Source organism: Nocardia sp. NPDC055050 (assembly GCF_053608345.1).
The window spans coordinates 1-24,328 of record NZ_JBSGVG010000028.1 but is presented as its reverse complement, the minus strand read 5'-3'; the positions used below and the strand labels follow the sequence as shown (position 1 = coordinate 24,328).

The window sequence follows — 24,328 nt, the reverse complement described above, 5'->3', positions numbered from 1 at the left end:
CCCCGTCATCGACCTCGACCTGACGCCATCACATCAGCGACCCGCCTGTACCGGGTCGACCAGCCCTGGCCCGGCTGTTATGCGTGGTCGGCGGCACCCGATCATGGCCGGCGTCCTCGCATTCCCGACCAGCTGCGACGCGCGGCGCTTCGGGTGCGGTCGATTTTCCGGGGAGTACTCGGGGTCGTCTGTCCGGTGGCCATTGTGCTCAGTGGCGCGGTACCGGCCGGTGCGGCGGAAGCGGGGCCGTTCGGTTGGCCGTTGCGGCCGCGGCCGGCGGTGGAGCGCCGGTTCGACAAGCCGGAGCGGAATTGGCTGCCGGGGCATCGGGGAGTGGATCTGGCGGGTACCGCAGGGCAGGCGGTGCTGGCGGCGGGGGACGGCATCGTGGTGTTCGCGGGGGAAGTGGCGGGCAAACCCGTGGTGTCCATCGATCATCCGGGCGGCTTGCGCACCACGTATGAACCGGTGACGGCGAAGGTCGCGGTGGGAAGCCGGGTGGTCAGGGGTACGGCGATCGGCACGCTGGTGACCGGACACGAGGGGTGTCCGGTCACCGCGTGCCTGCACTGGGGAGCCCGACGTGAGTCCGGTGCCCACAACCGGCGCGAGTACGTCGACCCGCTCGGACTCCTGCACGAGGTGCCGGTCCGGCTGAAACCGCTGGATCCGTGATGTGACGAAACGCTCCGCCACCCCGCACCTATGACAGCCCGGAGCGGACGAGAATCGAGGTGTGTCCGAGAAATCAGCGCCTTTCACCTATCCCGACGTGGGCGCCACCCGCGCCACGATGCCCGACGGGTACCACCGGTTCCGGAATCGGCGGCCGATCGGCCACGGCCGCGATCTGTTCGAGCGCGCGGCCGCCCACATTCTCGACTTCGGAATTCAGAAGGGCGTCGGCACCTTTCGCGGCGCCGATACCGAAACCGCACAGCCCGGAACCGAGTTGACCGTCGTCCTCCGCATCTGGCCACTGAACATCAGCGCGCCCTGCCGTGTCGTCTACGTCCTCGACGAACCCGACCGCCGAGGTTTCGCCTACGGCACCCTGCCGGGACACCCCGAGGTCGGCGAGGAACTGTTCGCCGTCGAATACGACCCGACCGACGACACCGTCTACGGCCTGATCACCGCCTTCTCCCAACCGGGTGCCTGGTACGTCCGTCTCGGCGGACCCGTCACCCGGCTGATCCAGCGCTGGTTCACCCACCGCTACCTGAACACCTTGCCCACCAACGACTGACGTCGCGGCCCGGCCCGCCCGGGTACGGCCGTCAGCGCAGCGCGGCCGGCGCGTCGGCTTCGGCGCTCAACCGATCGCGGCGATCGATCGCGCCGAGTCGGCCGTAGTCAGATGCCGCGCAACGTCTTTCGTCGATCTCCCGACGGACGATCGCTTCGATCTCGACCTCGGTGAGGTCGCGGCGAACGGCCTCGGCCGCACCGAGGCCGACTGCGCTTTCCTCCACGGCGCCGGCTCGTACGTCACCGGCATCGATCGCCTCCGCGTTGTCGATCGCCGCCAACGCCGAACGCAGCGCCGTGACCGCACCGAGGTCACGGGCCTTCATCGCAGTTTTCAACGCGGCGCGCAGCCGCTCGCGCAGGGAAGTCACGTCCACCACAGTATTTCTGACAACGCCACCGGTGCCGAGTACATCGCAGGGCGAGCGCGCGCTACCCGTTGAGCACTACGGTGACTGCCGCGATGAGGGCGACGGTCGCAACGGCGAGGGTGGTGGTCGCGACGAATCGGTGCGCGGTGCCGCAGTGTCCGCGATCGAGTGCGCGGCCGCGCGACCAGCCGACTCCGGCCACGAGCAGGGCGACCGTGGCGGCGGCGAGCGGGACCGGCCATGCCGGCCAACCGTCGACAGTCGCCTCGTGCACGAAGAGCAGCGCGCAGCCGGTTGCTCCGAGAGAGGTGCGCCGCCAAGCCAAAGCGGTGCGCTCCATCGCCAGGGTCGGTGCGGTCACGACAGCACGACCGCCACACAGGCGAGCACGGCGACGATCGCGATACCAGCCGACAACACGGGAACCAGGACCGTTCCTGGCAACGGTCGCCCGGTCCGCATCGCGAGATCGACCCGGCGCCAGTGCCGGAAGGCAGCGAGCGCGACGGCCAGCGCCATGATCAGGCAGATCATCGAGATGGCACCGGCGAATCCGGCCAGCCGAGTCGGCTGCACGAGGGTGTGCACCGCGACGCCGCCGGCGAGCAGACCGATCGCGGTCCTGATCCACGCCAGAAACGTCCGCTCGTTGGCGAGGGTGAACCGATAGTCGACCTCCTCCTCGCCGTCGTCCGATTCGGCCCCGACCTCGGGCAACGTCACGACCACCACCTCCTGCCCCCATCATGCGCTACCCCCATCCACCCACGGATGATCCGCACGAGCGCGGCGCCGATCAGGTTGTCGCCGCTGATCTGTGCGGTGCCGGCGCCGCGCCGATCGTGCGCACTCCGTGACAAGGACGCGCGCGGGTTCCCGGCCCCCGAGACACTCCCGGAGCGGCACTGTTCCGGGAGCCGACTTCCCAGACCGGACACGAGAATCGGCACGTTGCGGGCCAGACCGAGGTCACCTGCCGACGGGTGGGATCGGGCGTAAACCGCTCCAAGGCGACCGGTCGCCGGGTGGGCCGGCCGCTGACCGCTCGAGTAGGTCGGCCGCGCACGGGACCTGGCCGAGAACCCACTCGACACGATCAGCCATCGAAGTCGACCGGACCGAAGACCGACTCGACACGGTCAGGCGCGGGGGTGGGCCTGGTCGTGGACTCGTTTGAGGCGCTCTACGGAGACGTGGGTGTAGAGCTGGGTGGTTGCCATGCTGGCGTGACCGAGGAGTTCCTGGACGACGCGCAGGTCGGCGCCGCCTTCGAGGAGGTGGGTGGCGGCGCTGTGGCGGAGGCCGTGCGGGCCCATGTCGGGAGCGCCGGGGATCGCGGCGATGACGTCGTGGACGACGGCACGCGCTTGGCGCTGGTCGAGGCGGCGACCGCGCTGGCCGAGGAACAAGGCGCGGCCCGAGTTGCTGTTGACCAGCGACGGCCGGCCCGCCCGGAGCCAGGCCTCGAGCGCGGTGTCGGCCGGACCACCGAACGGTACCGAGCGCTCCTTGTTGCCCTTGCCGAGCACACGCACCAGACGACGCTCCCGGTCGATGTCGTCGAGATCGAGACCGCACAGCTCGCTGACACGAATCCCGGTGGCGTACAACAACTCCACCACCAGCCGATCCCGCAGCGCCATCGGATCCTGCTGCGCCGCCCCGGATTCCGCCGCGACCATGGCCTGTTCGGCCTGACCACGCCCGAGCACCGCGGGCAACACGCGATGGGCTTTCGGAGCCTGCAGGCGCAGCCCCGGGTCGACACCGAGCCGCCCGGTCTCGGTCAGCCACGCGGTGAAAGTCCTTGCCGCCGATGCCCGCCGAGCCAGGGTCGTCCGGGCCACCCCCGCCGCCGCCAGCTCGGCCAACCACGACCGCAGCAACGGCAGATCCAGCTCCCGCACCGCCGAATCCGCCGACCGCGCGTACAGATGCTCGAGCAACGACCGCACATCCCCCAGATACGCCCGCACCGTATGCGCCGACCGATTCCGGCCCAACCGCAGATGCCGCCCGAACTCGGTGAGCAACGCGGTCAGGTCATCAGGCAACACATCCATGACCCAACCGTGACCCTTCCCGGTCCCCCACGCAACCCACCACGCCGCCGAGCCGACCGAACGGTCCGCTTCCCCGTACTGCTCGTCTTTGCACCGTCGCCGCCCGGCCTGCGAAGCACTCAGTCGCGATCCCACTCGACCATTGCCGCGCAGCCGGGACAGACCTGCACTCGCCGAAACGTCGATGTCCACACGTCACGCGACCTGCGCTCGCCTGAAACGTCGATGTCCACACCTCACCCCCGCTGGGCGCCCACCGTGTCAGCTGGCCCGTCGACTGGATGTCCGAAACCAGCCACCGGAATCGCAGCCGACCAGTTCGGCGAGCTCCAGGCTCGGCAGGACCGCTCGAACCGTGGCCAGGTCCAAGCCGGACTGCTGAGACAGTTCGCGAGGTAGACGCGAGCCGAGGGTGGGTAGAGCCGCGTAGATCTCAGCTTCAGCACCGCGCAGGTGGCCGGCGCGGTCCGTCGAGCCGCCTTCGCTGAAAGGGAGGCGGAGGGGACCCGCTTCGTCGATGATGTCTTCGGCTCGGGTTACCAGCAGCGCCTCGCCGTCTCTGATCATGCGATGACAGCCTGCCGAGGAGGCCGACCCGACCGGCCCCGGCACAGCCATGGCCGGCCTGCCCAGTCTGCGGGCCCATTTCACGGTGTTGCGAGCGCCGCTGCGCAGCCCTGCCTCGACCACCAGAACCCCGTCCCCGAGCGTCGCGATCAGCCGGTTCCTCGCCAGGAACTGATGTTTCTGCGCCGAGATGCCCGGCGGGTATTCGCTGACGACCAGACCACTGTCGGCGATGGCGGCGAGCAGGCGGTCGTGCTGCGCCGGATAGGGACGGTCGACACCGCACGCGAGGACCGCGACGGTGGTTCCACCGACGGCGAGGGCCGCCCGGTGCGCCGCCGCGTCGATGCCGAAGGCCGCTCCGGAGACGATCGTCCAGCCCCGGCCTGCCAGGTCGCACGCGATCTCGCTCGCCACCTGCAACCCGTATCCACTGCTACACCGCGAACCGACCACCGCGACAGCACGTTCGGACGCGGTGTGGAGCGAGAGGGGACCCCGCGCCCACAGCACCAGCGGCACCGCCGCCTCGCGATCGCGCTCGCTGTCGAGTTGGTCGAGTCCGAGCATCCGCCAGCCCGGCCATTCCTCGTCGTCGGGAGTGATCACCCGCCCGCCCAGACGAGCAATTGCCTCCAGATCCGCTGCTGCCGAGTCGATCTCACGCCGCATCGCGGTGGGACCACGCAGTGCCGCGGGCAACTCGTGCTCACGGACAGCACGCGCGGCCTCGCACACCCCGACCGAGGCGATCAAGGCCGACAGTGGCGCACACGGCCCCTGTACCACCCGCGACAGGTACACCCAGGCGAGTCGGCGCTCGTCCGGATCACCGTAGAGATCCACCACGTCGCCGACCGCACGCGATTCGCTCATTGCGCACCTCGCTGCCGGAAGTTCAACGACGACATCACATCCTGCACCGTGGGCAGCTCCCCTTCGCGCAGGTCGCAGACCGTCCAGGCGACCCGGATGGCCCGGTCGGCGCCACGGGCCGACATGCGCCCCAGCCGTAAGGCCGTCTCGATCGGCGCGATCGATTCCCGCGGCAACGTGAATCGCTTCCGCAGAATGTGGCCCGGCACTTCGGCATTGGTCGCCCACCCGTCCTCGCTCCACCGCTGCGCCGCGCGGGCTCGCGCCCGGGCCACGCGTTCGGCCACCGTGCTGCTGCTCTCGGCCTGTTCGTCGCCGAACGTCGCACCGGCCTGCCCGTGCATCTGGACCCAGATATCGATGCGGTCGAGCAACGGTCCCGATAGTTTGCCCAGGTAGCGGCGTCGTGCCAGTGGCGCGCAGATGCAGTCCACATCGCGTGCCGGAGCGCACGGACAGGGATTGGCCGCCAAGACCAGCTGGAAGCGGGCCGGGTACCGGGCAACGCCGTCGCGCCGGGCGATACGCACTTCCCCCTCTTCGAGCGGAGTCCGCAGTGCCTCCAGGACTTTGGTGCCGATCTCGGCGCATTCGTCGAGGAACAGGACCCCGCGATGGGCCCGGCTGACCGCGCCGGGACGGGCCATGCCGGAACCACCGCCGATCATGGCGGTGACCGACGTCGAATGATGCGGCGCGACAAAGGGAGCCAACGTGAGCAACGGCTGCTCGGCCGACAGCGATCCCGCCATCGAATGGATCGCGGTCACCTCCAGCGATTCCGCTTCCGACAGCGGTGGCAGCAGTCCCGGAAGACGTTGTGCCAACATCGTTTTGCCGATCCCGGGCGGCCCGGTGAGCAGCAGATGGTGTCCGCCTGCCGCAGCGACCTCCAGCGCCCAGCGCGCCTCGTCCTGTCCGACGACATCGCTGAGGTCACCGCACGGGACCTGTGTCCCCGGCACGACGCCGTCGGGTTCGAGCAGCTGGCCCTCCCCGCGCAGCCAGGCCACCACTGCCCGCAGACTCGTCGCCCCGAGCACCTCGATCCCCTCAACCAGGCCCGCTTCGGCCACCGCCTCGGCGGGCACGACCACCGTGGGCAGCCCCGCCCGCCGGGCCGCGATCACCGCGGGCAGCACCCCGCGCACCCGCCGAACCCGCCCGTCGAGCGCCAATTCCCCCAGCAGCACCGTTTTCACCAGCCGCTCGCCGGGCACCACCCCGGAGGCGTCGAGCACGGAAACCGCCAGCGCGAGGTCGTAGACACTGCCCACTTTCGGCAGCGTCGCAGGCGAGAGGGCCAGGATCACCCGGCCGTCCGGCCACTTCTCCCCCGTGTTGGCCACTGCCGAACGCACCCGATTGCGCGATTCCTGCAGGGCGGTATCGGGCAGACCGACCAGATTAACCGAGGGCAGACCCTGACCGATGTCGGCCTCGATCTCCACCAGCTGCCCGTCGACCCCCGTCACCGCGACCGACAGCGCCCGTCCGAGCGCCATCAGAACGCGCCGGTCAGATGTTCGATGACCGGCCCGCGCCCCCGCGGCATCAGCACCGACACGACGTCGAAGCGGATGCGCCGCCACGGCCCGTCCTGTTCGGCCAGCCACAGCAGCGCCAGCCGGCGGATGCGCTGCTGCTTGCTGAAGGTGACCGACTCGGCCGGAGTTCCGAACCCCAGCCCGGACCGCGTCTTCACCTCGACGAACGCGGTGATCGACGGGTCCTGGACGATCAGGTCCAGCTCACCGTATCGACACCGCCAATTGCGGCCGACGATCTCCATCCCCGACTCGCACAGATACTGCGCGGCCAGCTTCTCCCCGTACGCCCCGAGCGCCTGTTTGTGTGCCATGAGCGAAAGCATGGCCACAGACGCTCACGTGACTATCCCCCGCGACCTGGGCAAACAGAAATCCTGTGGATAACCGCGCCCCTGTGGACAACTACTCCGGCAGGCGCAGGTCCGGCTTCTCCAGCTCCTCGATGTTCACGTCCTTGAACGTGATCACCCGAACGTGCTTGACGAAGCGTGCCGGGCGGTACATATCCCACACCCACGCATCGCTCATCCGCACTTCGAAATACACCTCGCCGTCGGCGTTCTGCGGACGCAGTTCGACCGAATTGGCCAGGTAGAAGCGCCGTTCGGTCTCCACCACGTACGAGAACTGGCCGACGATGTCCTTGTACTCGCGGTACAACGACAGTTCCATCTCGGTTTCGTACTTCTCGAGGTCCTCAGCACTCATCGGGTGGGACGTCCTCCTGCTAGCAGCGCCGCGTTCATTGGTGACATCATCGCGCATGTGCCGCGCGAGTAGCCACTCGGCTACCTCCGGGCGCCTCGAGCTCGCGCACATTCCGCCAGGAACGGCGGTGTTCTGTGCTCGGCCCGAGCTGCCGCAGGGCGGCGGTGTGCTCGGGCGTGTTGTAGCCCTTGTGCGCGGCGAAACCGTAGCCGGGTAGCTGGGCGTCGAGCTCGACCATCATCCGGTCCCTGGTCACCTTCGCCAGGATGCTCGCGGCCGCGATGCAGGCCGCGGTGCCGTCGCCGCCGATCACCGGCAGCGACGGTGCGGGCAGGCCGGGCACCTTGAATCCGTCGGTCAGGATGTAGCCGGGGGTGTGTTCGAGGCCGACGACGGCTCGGCGCATGCCCTCGATATTGGCGACGTGGATCCCGATCGAGTCGATCTCCCACGCAGGTACCACCACGACGCTCCAGGCCAGCGACAACCGCTGAACCACCGGGAACAGCTCCTCACGAGCCGCCTCCGTGAGTTTCTTGGAGTCGTCGAGCCCGGCGAGCTTGTCGTAGGCCTTGGGCGCGAGCAGGCACGCGGCGACCACCAGCGGACCCGCGCAGGGTCCGCGCCCCGCCTCGTCGACACCGGCCACCGGCGCGAGGCCACCGCGCACGAGCGCGGCCTCGAGCGTGCGTAGTCCCGCCGCCCGGCGCATCACCATCCGCGGCGGCCAGCTGGTCCGATCCTGCCCCACAGTTCGATTGTCCCGTCGCGTCAGTTCGACTGGGTGTTCCGGGTGCGCGTTCGCCCCGGAACACCCCTGCTCAACGTGTCAGTTCTCTTGCGCGTTCCGGGTCTTCACCCGGCCCAGAACACTCATCCTCGTCGCGTTAGTTCTCTTGCGGGTTCTGGGTCTTCACTGGGCCCATCCGGTTCGGCGGCCAGATCTTGAACACCGTTTTGCCGCGGACGTTGTCCACCGGCACGGTGCCCTGTAGATCGTCGCTGACGTGGGCGCGCGAATCAGCCGACTCGTTGCGGTTGTCGCCCATCACCCACAGATTGCCCTCCGGCACCTTCACCGGGCCGAACACCCGGCCCGCCGGGTACACGGCGTTGGGACGGTCGGTGTACCAGGGGTAGTCCTTCTTGATGTACGGCTCGTCGAGCGGTTTGCCGTCGACCATCACGCGCCCCTGCGGATCACAACACTGCACGGTTTGCCCGCCGACCGCGATCACGCGCTTGACCAGATCGTTCTCGTCCGGCGGGACCAGCCCGAAGTAGGACAGGAAGTTCTGCAGACCGCGCACGACAGTGTTGTCCGAACGCACCGACTTGTAGTGCCCGTTCCACGATGGCGGTCCGACGAACACCACCACGTCGCCCGGTCCGGGTTCGGAGCCGTAATAGCTGATCTTCTGGACGTAGATGCGATCACCGATCAGCAGCGTGTTCTCCATCGACTGCGAGGGGATCACATACGGCCGACCGACGAAAGTCACCATCAACGCGGCGATCACCGCTGCGATCACGACGAGTATCGGCAGCTCCTGCCAGAACGGGCGCTGCTTCTTGTCGCCGCGCTTTTTTCTGCGCCGCCCGCCTTCGTCACCCGAATCGGACACCGACACCGACTCACTTTCGTCTGCCACGCCGAACAGAGTAGCCCGGCACCCTGACGTGAGTCGGGTACCGGGCTACCTGAAGAATTCTGGTACTGCGAAGTGCTACTGCGAGATCAGCGCTTTTCCTTGATCTTGGCAGCCTTGCCGCGCAGGTCGCGCAGGTAGTACAGCTTGGCGCGACGCACGTCACCGCGGGTCACGACATCGATGTGGTCGATGTTGGGGCTGTGCACGGGGAAGGTGCGCTCGACACCGACGCCGAAGGACACCTTGCGGACCGTGAAGGTCTCGCCGATGCCGCCGCCGTGACGCCGGATCACGACGCCCTTGAAGACCTGGATGCGCTCCTTCGAGCCTTCGATGACCTTCACGTGCACGTTCAGGGTGTCGCCCGGACGGAAGTCGGGGACGTCGCTACGCAGCGACTTCTCGTCGACGAAATCAAGGGTGTTCATTTTCCACCTTTTCGGATTCTTTGCGTGAACAGAGGAACCTGGCGGCACTCGCGCGCTCGACCGGTTCATGCTCAGAACAGGAGTGCTCTCGGACATGACTCGTCCAAGGCAACCGGTTCATTGTGCCAGACCTGGTAGCCCTGATCGAAATCGGGCCTCACTGCTCGTCGGTCTGGTCGGTTCGGCGGCGGGGCAGCAGGTGCGGATGCGGCGGCGGTGCCGAGGGCGCCGGGACGACGGTACGCGCCAATTCCGCCTCGGCTGCCGTACGCGCGTGCTCGACGTCGGGCTTGCCCGCGATCAGGTCCTGGATGAAGATCTTCGCGCGGATGACCGGGCGACGGTAGCGCCGCTCCCGCGCGACCGCGCGGTTCATGGTCTTGGGCCGGTGACCGTAGCGCCAACGCGCCCACGGGGCGCCCGGCCTGCTCAAGCGCACCGCGCCGACCAGCAGCAGCGGCGTGAAGAACATGCCGAACAGCCCGGTCCAGATCTTACCCTTGGCGATCACGATCGCGGCGAGCACCAGATTCACTGTGATCGTGATCACCACCCCGACCCGCACCCCGACACCACGCGATGCCCGGAAGTCGTCGTAGTCCAGAAACGTCGCCGGTTGGACGCCGAGCAGGAGCAGACCGGTCACGGCGAAGGCGACGAAGACGGCGTCCACCGAGGTTCGGCCCTGCTCGGACCAGTAGACATCACGCAGATAGAAGATCAGCGCGAACTCGTCGAGTACCAGCGCGGCGCCGATCCCGAAGATCGCGGCCAGCACGCTCGAGGTGACCTGGGTGGAGTCCTCGGCGGTGGCGATCAGCCCGATGCCCGACAGCAGCACGGTGATCACGCCGAACACCATGTGGTGGATGTGGGTGTCGCCGGCTTTCACATTGCCCGGCCACCAGCGCACATTGGCCCGGATCATCCGCACACTCACCCGGATCACCACGAAGCCGAGGATGAACCCCAGCAGGAAACAGAGCAGGGGCAGGCGGCCGTGCGCGATCACCGCTTCCTCGAGCCACCGTCGCATGCCGCCCGCCCTGTCGTCGAGTTGCTACCTACTTGTTGCCGAAACCAGCCGCGCGCAGGGCGTCTGCCATCGAACCGCTCGGTGCCGCAGCCTGCTTGCGCTGGTTACCGCCGCCGTTGCCCTGACGCCCCTGTCCCTGGTTGCGGGCAGGCGCCGGACCACGACCGCCTTGCTGTCCACGACCCTGACCGCGCGGCGCGCCACCTCCACGATTGTCCCCCTGCGCGGGCTTGCCCGGCTCGTCATCGAGCCGCAGGGTGAGCCCGATCCGCTGACGGGCGACGTCGACCTCGAGAACCTTCACCTTCACCACGTCACCGGACTTCACCACTTCGCGCGGATCCTTGACGAAGGTGTGCGACAGCGCCGACACGTGCACGAGACCGTCCTGATGAACGCCGACATCGACGAACGCGCCGAACGCGGCCACATTCGTCACGACGCCCTCGAGCACCATCCCGGGCTTCAGGTCGGCGACCTTCTCGATGCCCGCGGCGAACTCGGCGGTCTTGAATTCCGGACGCGGGTCCAGGCCCGGCTTCTCCAGCTCGGCGATGATGTCGCTGACGGTGGGCACACCGAACTTCTCGTCGGTGAAGTCGCCGGGCTTCAACGCGCGCAGAGTGCTGGTGTTGCCGATGACCTCGGCCATCTCCCGGCCGGTGTGCTCGAGAATGCGGCGCACCACCGGATAGGCCTCGGGGTGCACGGCGGAGGTGTCCAGCGGGTCGGCACCGCCGCGGATACGCAGGAAGCCCGCGCACTGCTCGAAAGCCTTCGGCCCCAGGCGCGGAACCTCGAGCAGGGCCTTGCGGCTGTTGAAAGGCCCGTTCTGATCACGGTGGGCCACAATGCTTTCCGCCACCGACGAGGAAACACCCGACACGCGCGAGAGCAGCGGCACCGAAGCCGTGTTCACGTCGACACCGACGGCGTTCACCGCGTCTTCGACGACCGCGCCCAGCGAGCGCGCGAGCAGCGTCTCGGATACGTCGTGCTGGTACTGGCCGACGCCGATCGACTTCGGATCGATCTTCACCAGTTCGGCGAGCGGGTCCTGCAGACGCCGGGCGATGGAGACCGCGCCGCGCAGCGACACGTCCATGTCGGGCAATTCGGCCGAGGCGTAGGCCGATGCGGAATACACCGAGGCGCCCGCCTCCGACACCACGATCTTGGTCGGCTTGTTCTCCGGAATCCGCGAGATCAGTTCCACCGCGAGGGCATCGGTCTCGCGCGAGGCGGTGCCGTTGCCGATGGCGATGAGCTCCACACCGAAGCGGGCGACGAGCGCGGCCAGCACCGCGAGGGACTTCTCGGTCTGCCCCTGCGGTTTGTGCGGGTAGATCACCTCGGTCGCGACGGCCTTACCGGTGGCGTCGACGACGGCGACCTTCACGCCGGTGCGGTAACCGGGGTCGAGGCCCATGGTGGTGCGGGTGCCCGCGGGTGCGGCGAGCAACAGGTCGCGCAGGTTCGCGGCGAACACGTCGACCGCGTCCTTCTCGGCCGCCTGGCGCAACCGCATCCTGGTGTCGATACCCAGGCTCACGGCGAGCTTGGTGCGCCAGGCCCAGCGGACGGTGTCGAGCAGCCAGGAATCGGCCGGACGGCCCTTGTCGGCGATGCCGAAGGCGACCGCGATGCGGCCCTCGTAGAGGGTGCGCTCGCCGGGTGCCGGTTCGTCGGTGTCGGCTTCGAGATGCAGTGTGAGCATCTCCTCCTTCTCCCCGCGCAGCAGCGCCAGGATCCGGTGCGAGGGCAGCTTGTGGAAGGGCTCGCTGAACTCGAAGTAGTCGGAGAACTTGGCTCCCGCCTCCTCCTTGCCCGCGCGCACCGTGGAGGTGATCTGGCCGCGTTTCCACATCAGCTCACGCAGCTCACCGACCAGGTCGGCGTCTTCGGCGAAGCGTTCGACCAGGATCGAGCGGGCGCCGTCGAGCTGTTCGGCGGTGTAGGCGGCCGGATCGGTGCCCGGGTCGCCGATCAGCGCGTCGGCCACCGGCTCGTGTCCGGCTTCGCGCGCGATCTGCGCCTTGGTGCGGCGCTTGGGCTTGTACGGCAGGTAGATGTCTTCCAGGCGCGCCTTGGTCTCGGCGAGCATGAGCTGCGAGTGCAGAGTGGGATCGAGTTTGCCCTGGCCGCGAATGGATTCGATGATCGCGCCGCGGCGCTCGTCGAGCTCACGCAGATACCCGAGCCGTTCCTCGAGCTGACGCAACTGGGCATCGTCGAGGCCGTCGGTGACCTCTTTGCGGTAGCGCGCGATGAACGGAACCGTCGAACCACCGTCGAGCAGTTCGACGGCGGCGCGGACCTGGGTCTCGCGCACCCCCAGTTCATCGGCGATCCGCCTGCCTACGCTGGCGATGGTGGTCGTGCTGTCGGCGATCTCGGGCGCTGTCGTCACAGCCGCAGAGACTACAGCTCATGACCGACACCGCGCTGGCACCCAGGTCAGCGGATTGTCCGCACCTCGGGTTCGGTGATCGGGCGATCCAGCACGGTGTCGGTGCGTTCGCGCAGGAATTTGTCGAACATCGCCGCGACGTAGCCCCGCACGAGCGACGCCATGCGATCCGGATCGATGGCGCCGAGGTAGGTCGACGCGGCGGGCCGGGCGACGGCGGGCACCAGCGACGGCATGTCGGTGAAGTCGTAGTGCGCCGAATCCGCTATGGCCAGATGACGTTTCCAGCCGGTGGCCCCCTGCCAGAACGCGTCGAGGGACGGATTCGCATCACCGACGTCCTCGATCTGCTCGCTGGTCAGGACCAGGGTGGGCCGATCGACGCCCTCGGTCACCGCGCGGCCGAACGCCTCGTCCACCCCGATCTGTCCGTCCATGTCGACGGCCGCGTCGATGCGGCGGTCCTCGTGCATGGCCTCGACGGCGGTGTACCCGCCCGACGAATGTCCGACGGCGCCGACCCGGTTCAGGTCGAGCACCCGGCCCAGATCGGCGGGTAGGGGGTCGGATTCGGCATCGGGGTTGGTCCCCGCGGCCAGCCCGGCGAAGGAGTCGAGCACGAACCGGAGATCGAGCAGCCGTGCGGCGATGTACTTCTCGCGGATCGCGGTGTCGAAGCCGTTGGGCGCCGGGGCGGGCCGCACGAGCCGGCCGCCGGGGAACTCGACGGCCGGACCGGTTTCATAGGTGTGATCGATGGTCACCACCACGTAGCCGCGCGAGGCCAGGTCCTCGGCGAGCCCGGTGCCCAGAATCCGCGAGACACCGGCGCCGGGGGTGTACAGCACGACCGGGTAGGCGCCCGCCGCCTGCGCGGGCGCCTCCCGGTGGGCGTGAGTCAGGGCGCCGGGCAGCTCGATGCCGAGTTCGTCCTCCAGTCCGGGGATCAGTTCGGTCGACGCGTAATGCGCACGCGGGTAGCGATTCACCTCGGTCGCCGGGTAGAACACCGAGACCATCAGTTCCCTCGACCGGTCGGGCTGGAACGGATCCGGCCGTGCGTCGTCGACCAGGTGCAGCGTCGTGGCGCCGACCGGCAGAGTTGCACTGGGACTCGGGAGAACGCCGACCCCGCCCGGCCCGGCGCCGGCACCACCCGCACTCGACGCGACCACCGCGCAGACCGACATCGACACCACCACTGCACGACGGAACACCGTCTCCCCCATCATTGTTCAGTACCATCCCGAACGCCCGACCGTCGCGAACACGCTAGCAACAAGCACTGGTGCCCGCGACGGATCGAGCCACGGTGCGTTCCAGCCGCTCAGCCGAGGATGTCCCTGGCAAGTTCGCGCATCTCGGCCTTGCGCACCTTGCCGGTGACCGTCATCGGGAACTCGTCGACCACGTGCACATAGCGCGGGATCTTGTAGTGAGCCAGGCGTCCGGCGCAGAAGGTGCGGACGGTGTCGGCGTCGAGGGGTTTCGCGCCCTTACGGAGACGGAGCCAGACCATGAGCTCCTCACCGTATTTGGCGTCAGGGACACCGATGACCTGGGCGTCGACGATATCGGGGTGGGTGTAGAGGAACTCCTCGATCTCGCGGGGGTAGATGTTCTCGCCGCCGCGGATCACCATGTCCTTGATCCGGCCGGTGACCGCGAGGTAGCCGTCCGCGTCCATGACGCCGATGTCGCCGGTGTGCATCCAGCGGGCGGCGTCGATCGCCTCGGCGGTCTTGTCGGGCTGTTCCCAGTACCCGAGCATCACCGAGTAGCCGCGGGTGCACAGTTCGCCCGGTTCGCCACGCGCCACGGTGCGCCCGGTCTCCGGGTCGACCACCTTCACCTCGAGGTGCGGGCCGACCCGGCCGACGGTGGCGGTGCGCCGGTCGATGCTGTCGTCGCGACGGGTCTGCGTGGACACCGGTGAGGTCTCGGTCATGCCGTAGCAGATGGACACCTCGCTCATCCCCAGCCGATCGATCACCCGTTTCATCACCTCGACCGGGCACGGTGAGCCCGCCATGATGCCGGTGCGCAGGCTCGACAGGTCGTAGTCGGCGCCGGAATCGAGTTCGGCCAGCATCGCGATGAACATCGTCGGCACACCGTAGAGCGAGGTGCAGCGTTCCGCGGCGACAGCGGCCAGCGCCGCGGCCGGGTCGAACGACGGCGACGGAATCACCGCGGTCGCACCGTGGGAGGTGACCGCGAGATTGCCCATCACCATGCCGAAGCAGTGGTAGTACGGAACCGGGATGCAGACCCGATCGGCCTCGGTGTATCCGCACAGTTCGCCGACGAAGAACCCGTTGTTGAGGATGTTGTGGTGGCTCAGCGTCGCGCCCTTCGGGAAACCCGTTGTTCCCGAGGTGTATTGGATGTTGATCGGGTCGTCGGCCGACAGCGTCTCGGCGATCGCACCCAGCCGCTGCCTGTCCGGCTCGGTCTCGGCCACCTGCCGCCACGGCTCGGTGCCGAGAATCAGCACCTGTTCCAGGGCGGGACAGTTCGGCCGGACCTGCTCGATCATCGCGACGTAGTCCGAGCTCTTGAACTCCGGTGCGGCGATCAGCGTGCGTACCCCGGCCTGGACGAGAACGTATTCGAGTTCGCTGGTGCGGTAGGCGGGGTTGATGTTGACCAGGATGGCACCGATCTTCGCGGTGGCGTATTGCACGAGGAACCATTCGGCGCAGTTGGGTGCCCAGATGCCGACCCGGTCACCGGGTTCGATGCCGTGTGCGGCGAGACCGGTCGCGACGGCGTCGACCGCCGCACCCACCTCGCGGTAGGTCCAGCGACGCCCTGCCGGGCAGTCGACGAGCGCGTCACGCGCGGGGTGGGCCGCGACGGCGCGGTCCAGATTCGCGCCGATGGTGTCGCCGAGCAGCGCGACCTCGTCGGGACCGCAGCTGTAGCTGAGTTCGGACATCACCGGATCTCCTTGCCGCGCAGCAGGAATCGCTGCACTTTGCCACTGGGCGTCTTGGGCAGGCTGTCCACGAAATGGACCCTTCTCGGATAAGCGTGGGCGGCGAACTCGTCCTTGACCAGCTGCTGCAGCTCGGCTGCCAACCCGGCGCTGCCCTCGATGCCGGGGCGGGTCACCACGAAGGCCTCCAGCACCTCACCGCGCAGTTCGTCGGGCATCCCGACCACGGCGGCCTCGGCGACCTGCTCGTGCAGAACCAGCACACTCTCGACCTCGAACGGGCCGATCCGGTAGCCCGCCATGATGATCACGTCGTCGTCGCGGGAGCTGAAGCGGAAGCAGCCGTCGGAATCGCGGGAGGCGACGTCACCGGTCAGATACCAGCGTCCGTCGGCGGTGAATCGGCTCGCGGTGCGCTCCGGATCGTCGAGGTAGCCGAGGAACCAGAGCAGCGGGCTGTGGTGGGTGTCGATGGCGACCCGGCCGATCTCACCGGGTGCCGCCTCGGTGTCGACGTCCTCGGCGAGGACCGCACAGGACCACCCGGGGAGCTGCCTGCCCATCGAACCGGGCGGGACGGCCACATCGAGGGCGGGGTGCCACGCATGGCAGATCACCATGCCGTGCTCGGTCTGACCGTAGTGGTCACGCACCGCAACCCCGAGTGTCCGCTGCGACCAGGCCACCACGTCCGGGGTCAACGGCTCGCCCGCCGACGACGCCCGGCGCAGGGCGAAGCCCTCCGGAGCCGGAGCGCTGTCGGCGCGCAACGCCCGATAGACGGTCGGCGCGGCGGCGAAGTTGGTGACGCCGAAGCGCTGCAACACGTCCCAGGTGAGTGACGCCGAGAACCCCGCGTGCAGCAGCAGGCTGCGCACGCCGGTGGCCAGCGGCCCCAGGATCGCGTAGTAGAGGCCGTACGCCCAGCCTGGATCGGCCGCGTTCCAGAAGACGTCCTCGGGGCGCACATCCAGGGCGAACTCCTGGTAGGCGTGGAACGACGCCAGCGCGCGCACCGGGATCGGCACGCCCTTGGGGGCTCCGGTGGTGCCGCTGGTGAACAGCTGGACCAGCAGGCCGTCGCCACCTACCGCTACCGGCTTCGCACGCGGGTCGTCGGACCGGTACCCGTCGAGCAGATCGTCGAAGCGCAGCGCGCCGGGGCTGTCGGCGTCACCGGCAACGATCGTCCGGTAGTCGGCCGCCGCGAGTTTCGGCGCCTGGTCGGCATCGGCGACCACGACCTTCGCGCGGCTCGCGGTCAGCCGGAACTCGACGGCCGGTGGCGCGAACGCGGTGAACAACGGCACGTGCACCGCGCCGCGGCGCCAGATACCCAGCAGCGCCACCACGAGCTCGACGGATTTCGCCATCAATGTCGCCACCCGATCGCCGGGTTCGACGCCGAGTTCGGCCAGCGCGGCGGCGAACCGGGCCGAGCGCTCCCGCAGCTCACCGTAGGTCAGGTCGTAGGCGCGCAGATCGGACTCGATCACCGTGAACGCGATCTGCCCGGCCGGGTGCCGATCGCAGAGCAGATCGGCCGCACAGGCCTCTGGTCGGTCGTAGTGGTCGAGCAGGTCGCGCACCCGCACGTCCAGATCGGTAGTCATCGCAGCTTCTCCTCATCACCCGGGTATCGGCCACCGGGTCTGCCCTAGAATGTGGCATAGCTCACGTGTCCCACTACCCCCGAAAAGGGGTGATCCATGACTTCCCTGTTGCGCCCGCGCGACGGTGACGCGCTGCGCGCCGAGATCCGCTGGGTGGCGGGACGGGCGAGCGTCCCGGTGGTGTTCGGCGGCGCGGTGGACGAGGACACCCTGCTGCTCACCGAGTTCGCCGGCACCGTCACCACCGGTCTGCGCGGGCTGTCGGTGCTGCGCACCTCCGGGCTCGGCGGGCAGGCCATGGAGTACCGCAGGCCCGCGTCGGTGGCCGACTATCGAGGCTCGTCCTCGATCACCCACCACTACGACGCCGCGGTCGTCGGCGAAGGGTTGCGGTCGGTGCTGGCCGTGCCGGTGCTGGTCGCCGACCGACCTCGCGCCGTGCTGTACGCCGCCACGCGTGGCACGGGCCCCCTCGGCGACCGCACCGCCGAGGTGATCCTGCAGGCGGGTAAGCGACTGGCCGCGGAGATCGCCGTCCGTGACGAGGTGGACCGGCGGGTCCGGCTGCTCGAGCTCGCGACACCGCCGACGACGACCACCCCCGCGGCGACCGAGGAGTTGCGCGAGATCCACGCCGAGCTTCGCGCCCTCGCGGCCGCCACGGGCGATCTCGCCCTGCGCGACCGGCTTTCCGGGGTGTGCGAACGACTGACCGGGGTGTTGACCGGCGAGTCCGCCGGCGATGCGCCGCGGTTGTCGCGGCGCGAACTCGACGTGCTCGCCCAGATCGCCCTCGGCTGCACGAATCAGGAAGTGGCGCTTCGACTCTCGCTCGGCGCCGAGACCGTCAAGAGTTACCTGCGGCAGGCGATGAGCAAGTTGGATGCCGGCACCAGGCACGAGGCGGTGGCTCGGGCACGGCGGCACGGCCTGCTGCCCTGACCGCCGCGACCCACGACCGCTTCGACCCCTGCGCCAGATGTGGGATATATCACCGCCATTCGGCCGCTGAATCCGCCGCAATGCCTCCGGCGCGACCGATCGGACCGGCAAGGTCTCACCTCGTGGGCGCGACACCCCACACCGAATGTCACCGAGCGCTCACTCGGGTCAGCGTCCAATCATCAAGGGACGCAGTGCCTGTACTGGGAACATCGGCGCAGCGTCCGTTCGGCCTCGTCGCGTCCGGCCCGACCGCGCCGACGGACGCTGGGACCGAACCCGTTCCGGATGGAACCAGCAACCCTCACTATGGACGATCGCACAAAGAACGACCTGGATGGATACCCAAATGTCTTTAGGGGAAAACAATCTCGGTCCCCGTCGCGCCCGGTAGCGTCGCTTCGATGACGGAGCCTTTTCAACTGGCCGGCCTCTCACTGGACTGTGACGACCCCGAGTCCCTCGCCCGCTTCTATCTCGGGCTGCTCGGTGGCCGTGTCCTGTGGAACGACGCGCACAGCGTCGGGATCCGAATCCCGTCGGGACTGACGGTCGCCGCGCAACGCGTCGAGGACTACTACCCGCCGCAGTGGCCCGGCACGGCCGCGGTGCACCTCGATCTCGCCGCCGACGCCGACCTCGATCTCTGCGAACAGCACGCCCTCGCGATCGGCGCCAAACCCGCACCGGTACAACCGGATCCGCGCTGGCGGGTATTGCTCGACCCCGCCGGGCACCCGTTCTGTATCACCACCCGGGTGATCCCGGGTTAGGTCAGGGCAGCAGGTCGGGACGGCGCTGCGCCGTGCGTTCCAGTGACTGTTCGTGCCGCCACGCGGCGACCTTGGCATGGTCGCCCGACAGCAGGATCGGGGGCACCTCGAGGCCACGCCACGACACCGGTCGGGTGTAGCTGGGCCCTTCGAGGAGTCCGTCGGAGAACGAATCCTCCTGGTGGGACTGCTGATTGCCGAGCACGCCGGGGATCAGACGCACCACGGCCTCGGTCATCACGAGCACCGCGGCCTCGCCGCCGATGAGAACGTAGTCGCCGATGCTCACCTCTTCGACGCGGACGCGGCGGGCGGCATCGTCGAACACGCGCTGATCGATGCCCTCGTAGCGCCCGCAGGCGAACACGAGGTGCTTCTCGGTGGCCCAGCGCTGCGCGGTGGCCTGGGTGAACGGCACACCGGCCGGCGTGGGGACGACGAGCAGTGCGTTGTCCGGGCACACCTCATCCAGGGCCTCGCCCCAGACGGTGGGCTTCATGACCATGCCGGGACCGCCACCGTAGGGCGAATCGTCGACCGATTTGTGCACGTCGTGCGTCCAGTGGCGCAGATCGTGCACGCCGATCGAGATCAGGCCCTTGTCGACAGCCTTGCCGAGCAGCGCGGTCCGCAGCGGCTCGAGGTACTCCGGGAAGATCGTGACGACGTCGAGTTGCACGAATTACTCCGGATCGAGCAGGCCCTCGGGCGGCGTGATGACAACCAGTCCATCGGCGAGCGAAACCGTCGGCACGATGGCGGTGACAAAGGGAATGAGAATCTCGCGACCGTCGTCGGCGGCACGCACCGACAGCAGTTCGCCCGCGGCCGAATGCAGCACCTCGGTGACCGTGCCGACGAGGGTGCCGTCGGTGAACTCGACCCGGAGGCCTTCGAGTTCGTGGTCGTAGAAGGCGTCGTCGTCCTCCGACGGCGGCAGCGAATCGCTGTCGACGACGAACAACGTGCCACGCAGGGCGTCGGCGGCGGTGCGATCGTCGATCCCGTCGACGAACACCAGAAGCCGGCCCGAGTGCTCTCGGGCCGACTTCACGGTGTAGTCACGGGTCGCCGAGGACTTCGGCATCCTGCCGCGCAGCGTGACGCCCGGCGCGAACCGGACGTCCGGTTCGTCGGTACGAACATCGACGACGAGTTCGCCGCGCACACCGTGCGACTTGGCGACCCGACCTACGACGAGTTCCATCTAGGCGTCGGTATCGACCACGTCGACCCGGATCCCACGGCCGCCGATGCCGGCGACCAGGGTGCGCAGCGCGGTCGCGGTACGACCACCGCGCCCGATCACCTTGCCCAGGTCTTCAGGATGGACGTGTACCTCGACGGTGCGTCCACGACGTCCGGTGAGCAGCTCGACACGGACGTCGTCAGGGTTGGCGACGATGCCGCGAACCAGATGTTCGACGGCATCGGCAACAACAGCAGTCATTACTCGGCAGCCTCGGTGGCGGCTTCCTCAGCGGCAGCCTCGTCCTTCTTGGCGGCCTTCTTCTTCGGGGTGACGGCCTCGGTGGTGGGCGCGTTGTCGGCAGCGGCCAGCGCGGCGTTGAACAGGTCCAGCTTGGAGGTCTTCGCGGCCTTCACCTTCAGGGTGCCCTCGGTGCCCGGCAGGCCCTTGAACTTCTGCCAGTCGCCGGTGATCTCCAGCAGACGCTGCACCGACTCGGTGGGCTGCGCGCCGACCGACAGCCAGTACGCGACGCGCTCGGCGTCGATCTGGATCAGCGAAGGCTCTTCCTTCGGGTGGTACAGGCCGATGGACTCGATGGCGCGGCCGTCACGACGGGTACGGGCGTCGGCGACGACGACGCGGTACTGCGGGTTGCGGATCTTGCCGAGACGAGTGAGCTTGATCTTGACAGCCATGCTGTTCAGTCTTCTTTCAGTAGTTTTGGTCACCACGCGATTCGGCGACCCGCATGGTCTGCGGGTCCGGTTTCGCGCATGCGTGCGTGACCGCCGCGCGGTACGTAACCGGAGACGGGCTGACACTGTCCAGGAAGGACGAGGGTTCATTCTGCCAGACGACCCGCCGCGCCCGGAAATCGCCTCCGCTATTGCCGTGCGACGCCGATTCAGCGGTGCCCAGTGACCGGATCGGGGGTCTTCACGACCAGGCCACGCAGCACGACCCATTCTGGGTCGGTGAGCGAGTGCGGGTTCACGCGGGGGTCGTGGGCGTAGACGACGAAGTCGGCCGGGGCGCCCTCGTCGATACCGGGGCGGCCGAGCCAGGTGCGGGCGTTCCACGACGCGGCGCCGAGAGCCTCGTGGGGTGACAGGCCCGCACCGGACAGGGCGGTGATCTCGTCGGCGATGCGGCCGTGACGGATGGAGCCGCCCGCGTCGGTGCCCGCGTAGATCGGGACGCCCGCCTCGTGGGCTTTGCCGACGGTGTCGCGAACGCGGCGGTGCAGGTCGCGCATGTGGGCGGCGTAGACCGGGAACTTCGTGGCGCTGTCGGCGATGCCGGGGAAGGTGTCGATATTGATCAGGGTGGGGACCAGGGCGGTGCCGTTGGCCACCATCAGTTCGATGGTGTCGTCGGCGATGCCGGTGCCGTGTTCGAGGCAGTCGATACCCGCGTTGATCAGGCCCGGCAGGGCGTCCTCACCGAACACGTGGGCGGTGACCCTTGCCCCGTTCGCGTGGGCGGCGTCGATGGCCTGCTTCAGGATGTCGTCACTCCACAGCGGGCGCAGGTCGCCGACGGAGCGGTCGATCCAATCCCCCACGATCTTCACCCAGCCGTCACCGAAGCGGGCCTGCTCGGCGACGATCTCGGGCAGGTCGCGCTCGTCGTCGAGTTCGATCCCGAGTTCGCGAATGTAGCGCTTGGGGCGGGCGATGTGTCGACCCGCGCGGATGATCCGCGGCAGCTCGGCGTGCTCGTCGATGAAGCGGGTGTCGATCGGCGAGCCCGCGTCGCGCAGGAGCAGCGCCCCCGCGTCGCGTTCGGTCTCGGCCTGCTCGATCGCGCCGTCGCGGGTCTCGTCCCCGCCGCCGTAGCGGATGCCGACATGGCAGTGCGCGTCGACCAGGCCTGGCACGATCCAGCCTGTGCTGCACAGGGTTTCGGCACCGCGCACGGGCTCGAACGTCACGGCGCCGTCGACAACCCAGAGGTCGCGCTCCCGGTCGCCGGGGAGAACTACACCACGCAGATGCACACGAACCTCCAGTCGTCGGCCTGAAACCGAACCTACCTCGCAGGATCGGCGCACGCACACGCTCCGAGGCCCGGCCACCGCGACAGCACCGGGCGCCGGGTCGGCACCCTTCGGGCGAGCGGTCAGTCGCCTGAAGGATCGCCGTCGAGAAAGACCCGCACAGCGGTGATCCGCGGCCGGTCCGGGGCGAAGTCGACGAAGGCCACACCGCGCGACGCACCGACCCGCACGCTCACGCTGACCGTGCGACCCGCGGCGATCATCTTGTCCCACTCGATGTCTCGCGCGCGGTCGGCGAACTCCGTCACCGAGATCGGTCGCCCGGCGGGCAGCTCGCACACCGTCCGCTCATCGAGCAGCGCTCGCACGCCACCCGTGTCGCCGGACGCGACAGCAGCGAAGAGTCTGCCGACGATGCGCTTGCCGGAGCCGCCGATGCCGCGCAGTGCCCGCATCATGCCCATCGCTCCGCCCATGCCGAGCTCGCCCACGAGTTGCGGCCCGAGCTTCGCTCCCGCGAGCAATCCGGACGGGCCGGTGCGCAGCAGACGCGCGACCATCACCCCCAGCTCCCAGTGCGCGGCGAGCCGGGCGATCCGCCAGCCGCCATCGGTATCGACCAGGTCGTAGCGCAGATGCATCGGCACGGTGACGGTGGCGCCCGTCGACATCGTGGTCTCGATGTGCAGGTCACGCACCACCGTGTAGCCGGCGACGACGTCGCGGTCCACGCGGAAGGCGATGGCGTTCGGCGCGATGAAGACGTTGTAGAAACGCGAGATCGCGTCCGGGCCGATGTGCTCGCGCGAGCCGTACGGGTCGTGTACCGCCGCCTGCTCGGCGAACAGCCCGACCCACGCGGTCTTGTCGTGCGCGGCCACCGCACGCGGTGACGCCCGCACCGCCGCCAGCAGGTCCTCGGCGGTCCGATCCAACGACATGTAGGTCCTCCATAGTCACGCTCCCCCTCCGCGATCCATGATAGAACGTGTTCTAGTTTTGCGTCGGCGATCGTGCTCGGCGCCTGTTGGACAAGAGGATCTCGATGGATTGGTACACCGGGAACACCACCTACGACACCGTGCTGGCCATCGCCTTCGCCTTCGCCGCGTTCGTGATCGTCGGCGGGCTGTTCGCGCAGAGCCCCTACGGCCGCTTCGCGTCGAACAAGGTCGGCTTCAATCTCAACCCCAAGCTGGGCTGGTGGCTGATGGAGCTGCCCGCGACCGCCGTGTTCGCGGTGTTCTATCTCAGCGGCCCCGATCGTTTCGAGCCGGTGCCGCTGGTGCTGGCCGCCATCTGGTTGCTGCACTACGGCAATCGCGGCTGGTTCTTCCCGCTCTCCATCCGGCAGGTGCCGGGTAAGACGAGCAGCTTCAACGTTTCGGTGGTCGCGGCGGGCGTGTTCGTGACGGCCCTGCACGGCTACCTCAACGGCGCGTTCTTCAGCAACGACTACAAGAACCAGTACGGCACCGCCTGGCTCACCGATCCGCGCTTCCTGATCGGGCTGGTCGTGTACCTGTGCGGATTCGGGCTGCTGGTGCGATCCGAGGCGATCGTGCGCAATCTGCGGGACAAGAACAACCCCGGCGCCGCCGAGTACCGGGTCCCCCACGGCGCCGGCTTCCGCTTCGTCAGCAGCCCGGCCTACCTGGGCGAGCTGATCGCCTGGGCCGGGTTCGCCCTGCTCACCTGGTCGCTGGCCGGTGTCGCGATCTTTTTGATCACCGCGGGAAACCTGGTGCCGCGCGCCTTCGCCACCCACCGCTGGTACCGCGAGAAGTTCGCCGACTACCCGACCACTCGCAAAGCGCTGATCCCCGGCGTGATCTAACACGCCGACCAGCACCGCGACCCCTAGGGAGCGGCGGCCACGAAGTGGCCGGTCCGCGGCCGGGTCGCCGGTTAGACGCCGTTGCGTACGCGACGAAGGAGCAAGCAACGGCGTCTAAC

Annotated in this window: 27 protein-coding genes; 5 read left to right on the top strand and 22 right to left on the bottom strand. The window is 68.6% G+C overall.

Features of this window, described 5'->3' with window-relative positions:
• Nucleotides 1-162 precede the first annotated feature (162 nt).
• Together ACWGCN_RS25090 and ACWGCN_RS25085 are read left to right on the top strand one after the other, a co-directional pair.
• The gene (locus ACWGCN_RS25090; RefSeq protein ID WP_452529117.1) at nucleotides 163-675 is read left to right on the top strand and encodes a M23 family metallopeptidase; all 513 of its coding nucleotides are present in this window, start codon (nucleotides 163-165) and stop codon (nucleotides 673-675) included.
• A gap of 61 nt (nucleotides 676-736) precedes the next feature.
• The gene (locus tag ACWGCN_RS25085) at nucleotides 737-1,249 is read left to right on the top strand and encodes a DUF1990 family protein (RefSeq protein WP_452459762.1); all 513 of its coding nucleotides are present in this window, start codon (nucleotides 737-739) and stop codon (nucleotides 1,247-1,249) included.
• A 31-nt stretch (nucleotides 1,250-1,280) separates the two neighbouring features.
• Here ACWGCN_RS25085 and ACWGCN_RS25080 read toward each other — a convergent pair whose 3' ends face one another.
• The 16 genes from ACWGCN_RS25080 to ACWGCN_RS25005 form a co-directional block, all read right to left on the bottom strand.
• Entirely contained in the window at nucleotides 1,281-1,622 is a 342-nt protein-coding gene (locus ACWGCN_RS25080; protein ID WP_452459763.1) for a hypothetical protein, read from the bottom strand.
• Nucleotides 1,623-1,683: 61 nt separating this feature from the next.
• Nucleotides 1,684-1,983, bottom strand: coding sequence for a DUF202 domain-containing protein (locus ACWGCN_RS25075; RefSeq protein WP_452459764.1), 300 nt, complete (start codon nucleotides 1,981-1,983; stop codon nucleotides 1,684-1,686).
• A complete protein-coding gene (locus ACWGCN_RS25070; protein ID WP_378992200.1) occupies nucleotides 1,980-2,345 on the bottom strand; it encodes a YidH family protein in 366 nt (121 codons plus the stop codon). The genes ACWGCN_RS25075 and ACWGCN_RS25070 overlap by 4 nt, the downstream gene beginning before the upstream one ends.
• A gap of 416 nt (nucleotides 2,346-2,761) precedes the next feature.
• Nucleotides 2,762-3,685 (bottom strand): tyrosine recombinase XerC, encoded by a 924-nt coding sequence (locus ACWGCN_RS25065; protein WP_378626382.1) that lies wholly within the window; start codon nucleotides 3,683-3,685, stop codon nucleotides 2,762-2,764.
• A gap of 261 nt (nucleotides 3,686-3,946) precedes the next feature.
• A complete protein-coding gene (gene dprA, locus ACWGCN_RS25060) occupies nucleotides 3,947-5,128 on the bottom strand; it encodes a DNA-processing protein DprA (protein ID WP_452459765.1) in 1,182 nt (393 codons plus the stop codon).
• Complete coding sequence (locus tag ACWGCN_RS25055; protein ID WP_452459766.1) at nucleotides 5,125-6,633, bottom strand: YifB family Mg chelatase-like AAA ATPase; 1,509 nt, start codon at nucleotides 6,631-6,633, stop codon at nucleotides 5,125-5,127. The genes dprA and ACWGCN_RS25055 overlap by 4 nt, the downstream gene beginning before the upstream one ends.
• Complete coding sequence (locus ACWGCN_RS25050; protein WP_452459767.1) at nucleotides 6,633-6,989, bottom strand: YraN family protein; 357 nt, start codon at nucleotides 6,987-6,989, stop codon at nucleotides 6,633-6,635. Before ACWGCN_RS25050 ends, ACWGCN_RS25055 begins: the two co-directional genes overlap by 1 nt.
• A 91-nt stretch (nucleotides 6,990-7,080) precedes the next feature.
• Nucleotides 7,081-7,386: a DUF2469 domain-containing protein gene (locus ACWGCN_RS25045; RefSeq protein WP_011210678.1), complete on the bottom strand. Its 306-nt coding sequence runs from the start codon at nucleotides 7,384-7,386 to the stop codon at nucleotides 7,081-7,083.
• A gap of 46 nt (nucleotides 7,387-7,432) precedes the next feature.
• On the bottom strand, nucleotides 7,433-8,137 hold the full coding sequence (locus ACWGCN_RS25040) for a ribonuclease HII (protein ID WP_452459768.1): 705 nt from the start codon (nucleotides 8,135-8,137) through the stop codon (nucleotides 7,433-7,435).
• Between the two features lie 136 nt (nucleotides 8,138-8,273).
• Entirely contained in the window at nucleotides 8,274-9,038 is a 765-nt protein-coding gene (gene lepB, locus ACWGCN_RS25035) for a signal peptidase I (RefSeq protein WP_378992195.1), read from the bottom strand.
• Nucleotides 9,039-9,124: 86 nt separating this feature from the next.
• Entirely contained in the window at nucleotides 9,125-9,466 is a 342-nt protein-coding gene (gene rplS / locus ACWGCN_RS25030) for a 50S ribosomal protein L19 (protein ID WP_071929278.1), read from the bottom strand.
• 157 nt (nucleotides 9,467-9,623) lie between these two features.
• A complete protein-coding gene (locus tag ACWGCN_RS25025; protein ID WP_378992193.1) occupies nucleotides 9,624-10,502 on the bottom strand; it encodes a hypothetical protein in 879 nt (292 codons plus the stop codon).
• Between the two features lie 28 nt (nucleotides 10,503-10,530).
• Nucleotides 10,531-12,912, bottom strand: a complete 2,382-nt coding sequence (locus ACWGCN_RS25020) for a Tex family protein (protein ID WP_378992192.1) — start codon at nucleotides 12,910-12,912, stop codon at nucleotides 10,531-10,533.
• Nucleotides 12,913-12,959: 47 nt separating this feature from the next.
• Nucleotides 12,960-14,144 carry an alpha/beta hydrolase family protein gene (locus ACWGCN_RS25015; RefSeq protein WP_452529112.1) on the bottom strand — a complete coding sequence of 395 codons (1,185 nt, stop codon included), beginning with the start codon at nucleotides 14,142-14,144 and terminating at the stop codon, nucleotides 12,960-12,962.
• Between the two features lie 95 nt (nucleotides 14,145-14,239).
• Entirely contained in the window at nucleotides 14,240-15,853 is a 1,614-nt protein-coding gene (locus tag ACWGCN_RS25010; protein WP_452459770.1) for an AMP-binding protein, read from the bottom strand.
• Nucleotides 15,853-17,466 (bottom strand): AMP-binding protein, encoded by a 1,614-nt coding sequence (locus ACWGCN_RS25005; RefSeq protein ID WP_452459771.1) that lies wholly within the window; start codon nucleotides 17,464-17,466, stop codon nucleotides 15,853-15,855. Before ACWGCN_RS25005 ends, ACWGCN_RS25010 begins: the two co-directional genes overlap by 1 nt.
• Nucleotides 17,467-17,562: 96 nt before the next feature.
• On the opposite strand from ACWGCN_RS25005, the gene ACWGCN_RS25000 reads away from it, so the two are divergent.
• Both ACWGCN_RS25000 and ACWGCN_RS24995 read left to right on the top strand, forming a co-directional pair.
• A complete protein-coding gene (locus tag ACWGCN_RS25000) occupies nucleotides 17,563-18,408 on the top strand; it encodes a LuxR C-terminal-related transcriptional regulator (RefSeq protein WP_452459772.1) in 846 nt (281 codons plus the stop codon).
• A gap of 404 nt (nucleotides 18,409-18,812) precedes the next feature.
• Nucleotides 18,813-19,181, top strand: a complete 369-nt coding sequence (locus ACWGCN_RS24995) for a VOC family protein (protein WP_378992183.1) — start codon at nucleotides 18,813-18,815, stop codon at nucleotides 19,179-19,181.
• Nucleotide 19,182: 1 nt separating this feature from the next.
• Here the strand turns inward: ACWGCN_RS24995 and trmD are convergent, their stop codons facing one another.
• The 6 genes from trmD to ACWGCN_RS24965 all read right to left on the bottom strand — a co-directional run bounded on the left by trmD (nucleotide 19,183) and on the right by ACWGCN_RS24965 (nucleotide 23,313).
• A complete protein-coding gene (gene trmD, locus ACWGCN_RS24990) occupies nucleotides 19,183-19,860 on the bottom strand; it encodes a tRNA (guanosine(37)-N1)-methyltransferase TrmD (protein ID WP_452459773.1) in 678 nt (225 codons plus the stop codon).
• A gap of 3 nt (nucleotides 19,861-19,863) precedes the next feature.
• The gene (gene rimM / locus ACWGCN_RS24985; RefSeq protein ID WP_378626368.1) at nucleotides 19,864-20,388 is read right to left on the bottom strand and encodes a ribosome maturation factor RimM; all 525 of its coding nucleotides are present in this window, start codon (nucleotides 20,386-20,388) and stop codon (nucleotides 19,864-19,866) included.
• Entirely contained in the window at nucleotides 20,389-20,631 is a 243-nt protein-coding gene (locus tag ACWGCN_RS24980; protein ID WP_056811833.1) for an RNA-binding protein, read from the bottom strand.
• The gene (gene rpsP, locus ACWGCN_RS24975; protein ID WP_378626367.1) at nucleotides 20,631-21,068 is read right to left on the bottom strand and encodes a 30S ribosomal protein S16; all 438 of its coding nucleotides are present in this window, start codon (nucleotides 21,066-21,068) and stop codon (nucleotides 20,631-20,633) included. Before rpsP ends, ACWGCN_RS24980 begins: the two co-directional genes overlap by 1 nt.
• A 209-nt stretch (nucleotides 21,069-21,277) precedes the next feature.
• Nucleotides 21,278-22,372, bottom strand: a complete 1,095-nt coding sequence (locus ACWGCN_RS24970) for an amidohydrolase family protein (protein ID WP_452459774.1) — start codon at nucleotides 22,370-22,372, stop codon at nucleotides 21,278-21,280.
• A 122-nt stretch (nucleotides 22,373-22,494) separates the two neighbouring features.
• Nucleotides 22,495-23,313 (bottom strand): nuclear transport factor 2 family protein, encoded by an 819-nt coding sequence (locus ACWGCN_RS24965; protein WP_452459775.1) that lies wholly within the window; start codon nucleotides 23,311-23,313, stop codon nucleotides 22,495-22,497.
• Nucleotides 23,314-23,417: 104 nt separating this feature from the next.
• On the opposite strand from ACWGCN_RS24965, the gene ACWGCN_RS24960 reads away from it, so the two are divergent.
• Nucleotides 23,418-24,209: a 3-oxo-5-alpha-steroid 4-dehydrogenase gene (locus ACWGCN_RS24960; protein WP_452459776.1), complete on the top strand. Its 792-nt coding sequence runs from the start codon at nucleotides 23,418-23,420 to the stop codon at nucleotides 24,207-24,209.
• The last annotated feature ends 119 nt before the right edge of the window (nucleotides 24,210-24,328 follow it).

Coding starts and splice junctions, on each gene's coding strand:
- ACWGCN_RS25065 (WP_378626382.1), bottom strand. CDS start 3,685: ATGGATGTGTTGCCTGATGACCTGACCGCGTTGCTCACCGAGTTCGGG.
- dprA (WP_452459765.1), bottom strand. CDS start 5,128: ATGAGCGAATCGCGTGCGGTCGGCGACGTGGTGGATCTCTACGGTGAT.
- ACWGCN_RS25055 (WP_452459766.1), bottom strand. CDS start 6,633: ATGGCGCTCGGACGGGCGCTGTCGGTCGCGGTGACGGGGGTCGACGGG.
- ACWGCN_RS25050 (WP_452459767.1), bottom strand. CDS start 6,989: ATGGCACACAAACAGGCGCTCGGGGCGTACGGGGAGAAGCTGGCCGCG.
- ACWGCN_RS25045 (WP_011210678.1), bottom strand. CDS start 7,386: ATGAGTGCTGAGGACCTCGAGAAGTACGAAACCGAGATGGAACTGTCG.
- rplS (WP_071929278.1), bottom strand. CDS start 9,466: ATGAACACCCTTGATTTCGTCGACGAGAAGTCGCTGCGTAGCGACGTC.
- ACWGCN_RS25025 (WP_378992193.1), bottom strand. CDS start 10,502: ATGCGACGGTGGCTCGAGGAAGCGGTGATCGCGCACGGCCGCCTGCCC.
- ACWGCN_RS25015 (WP_452529112.1), bottom strand. CDS start 14,144: ATGATGGGGGAGACGGTGTTCCGTCGTGCAGTGGTGGTGTCGATGTCG.
- ACWGCN_RS25010 (WP_452459770.1), bottom strand. CDS start 15,853: ATGTCCGAACTCAGCTACAGCTGCGGTCCCGACGAGGTCGCGCTGCTC.
- ACWGCN_RS25005 (WP_452459771.1), bottom strand. CDS start 17,466: ATGACTACCGATCTGGACGTGCGGGTGCGCGACCTGCTCGACCACTAC.
- ACWGCN_RS25000 (WP_452459772.1), top strand. CDS start 17,563: ATGACTTCCCTGTTGCGCCCGCGCGACGGTGACGCGCTGCGCGCCGAG.
- ACWGCN_RS24995 (WP_378992183.1), top strand. CDS start 18,813: ATGACGGAGCCTTTTCAACTGGCCGGCCTCTCACTGGACTGTGACGAC.
- rimM (WP_378626368.1), bottom strand. CDS start 20,388: ATGGAACTCGTCGTAGGTCGGGTCGCCAAGTCGCACGGTGTGCGCGGC.
- ACWGCN_RS24980 (WP_056811833.1), bottom strand. CDS start 20,631: ATGACTGCTGTTGTTGCCGATGCCGTCGAACATCTGGTTCGCGGCATC.
- rpsP (WP_378626367.1), bottom strand. CDS start 21,068: ATGGCTGTCAAGATCAAGCTCACTCGTCTCGGCAAGATCCGCAACCCG.
- ACWGCN_RS24965 (WP_452459775.1), bottom strand. CDS start 23,313: ATGTCGTTGGATCGGACCGCCGAGGACCTGCTGGCGGCGGTGCGGGCG.
- ACWGCN_RS24960 (WP_452459776.1), top strand. CDS start 23,418: ATGGATTGGTACACCGGGAACACCACCTACGACACCGTGCTGGCCATC.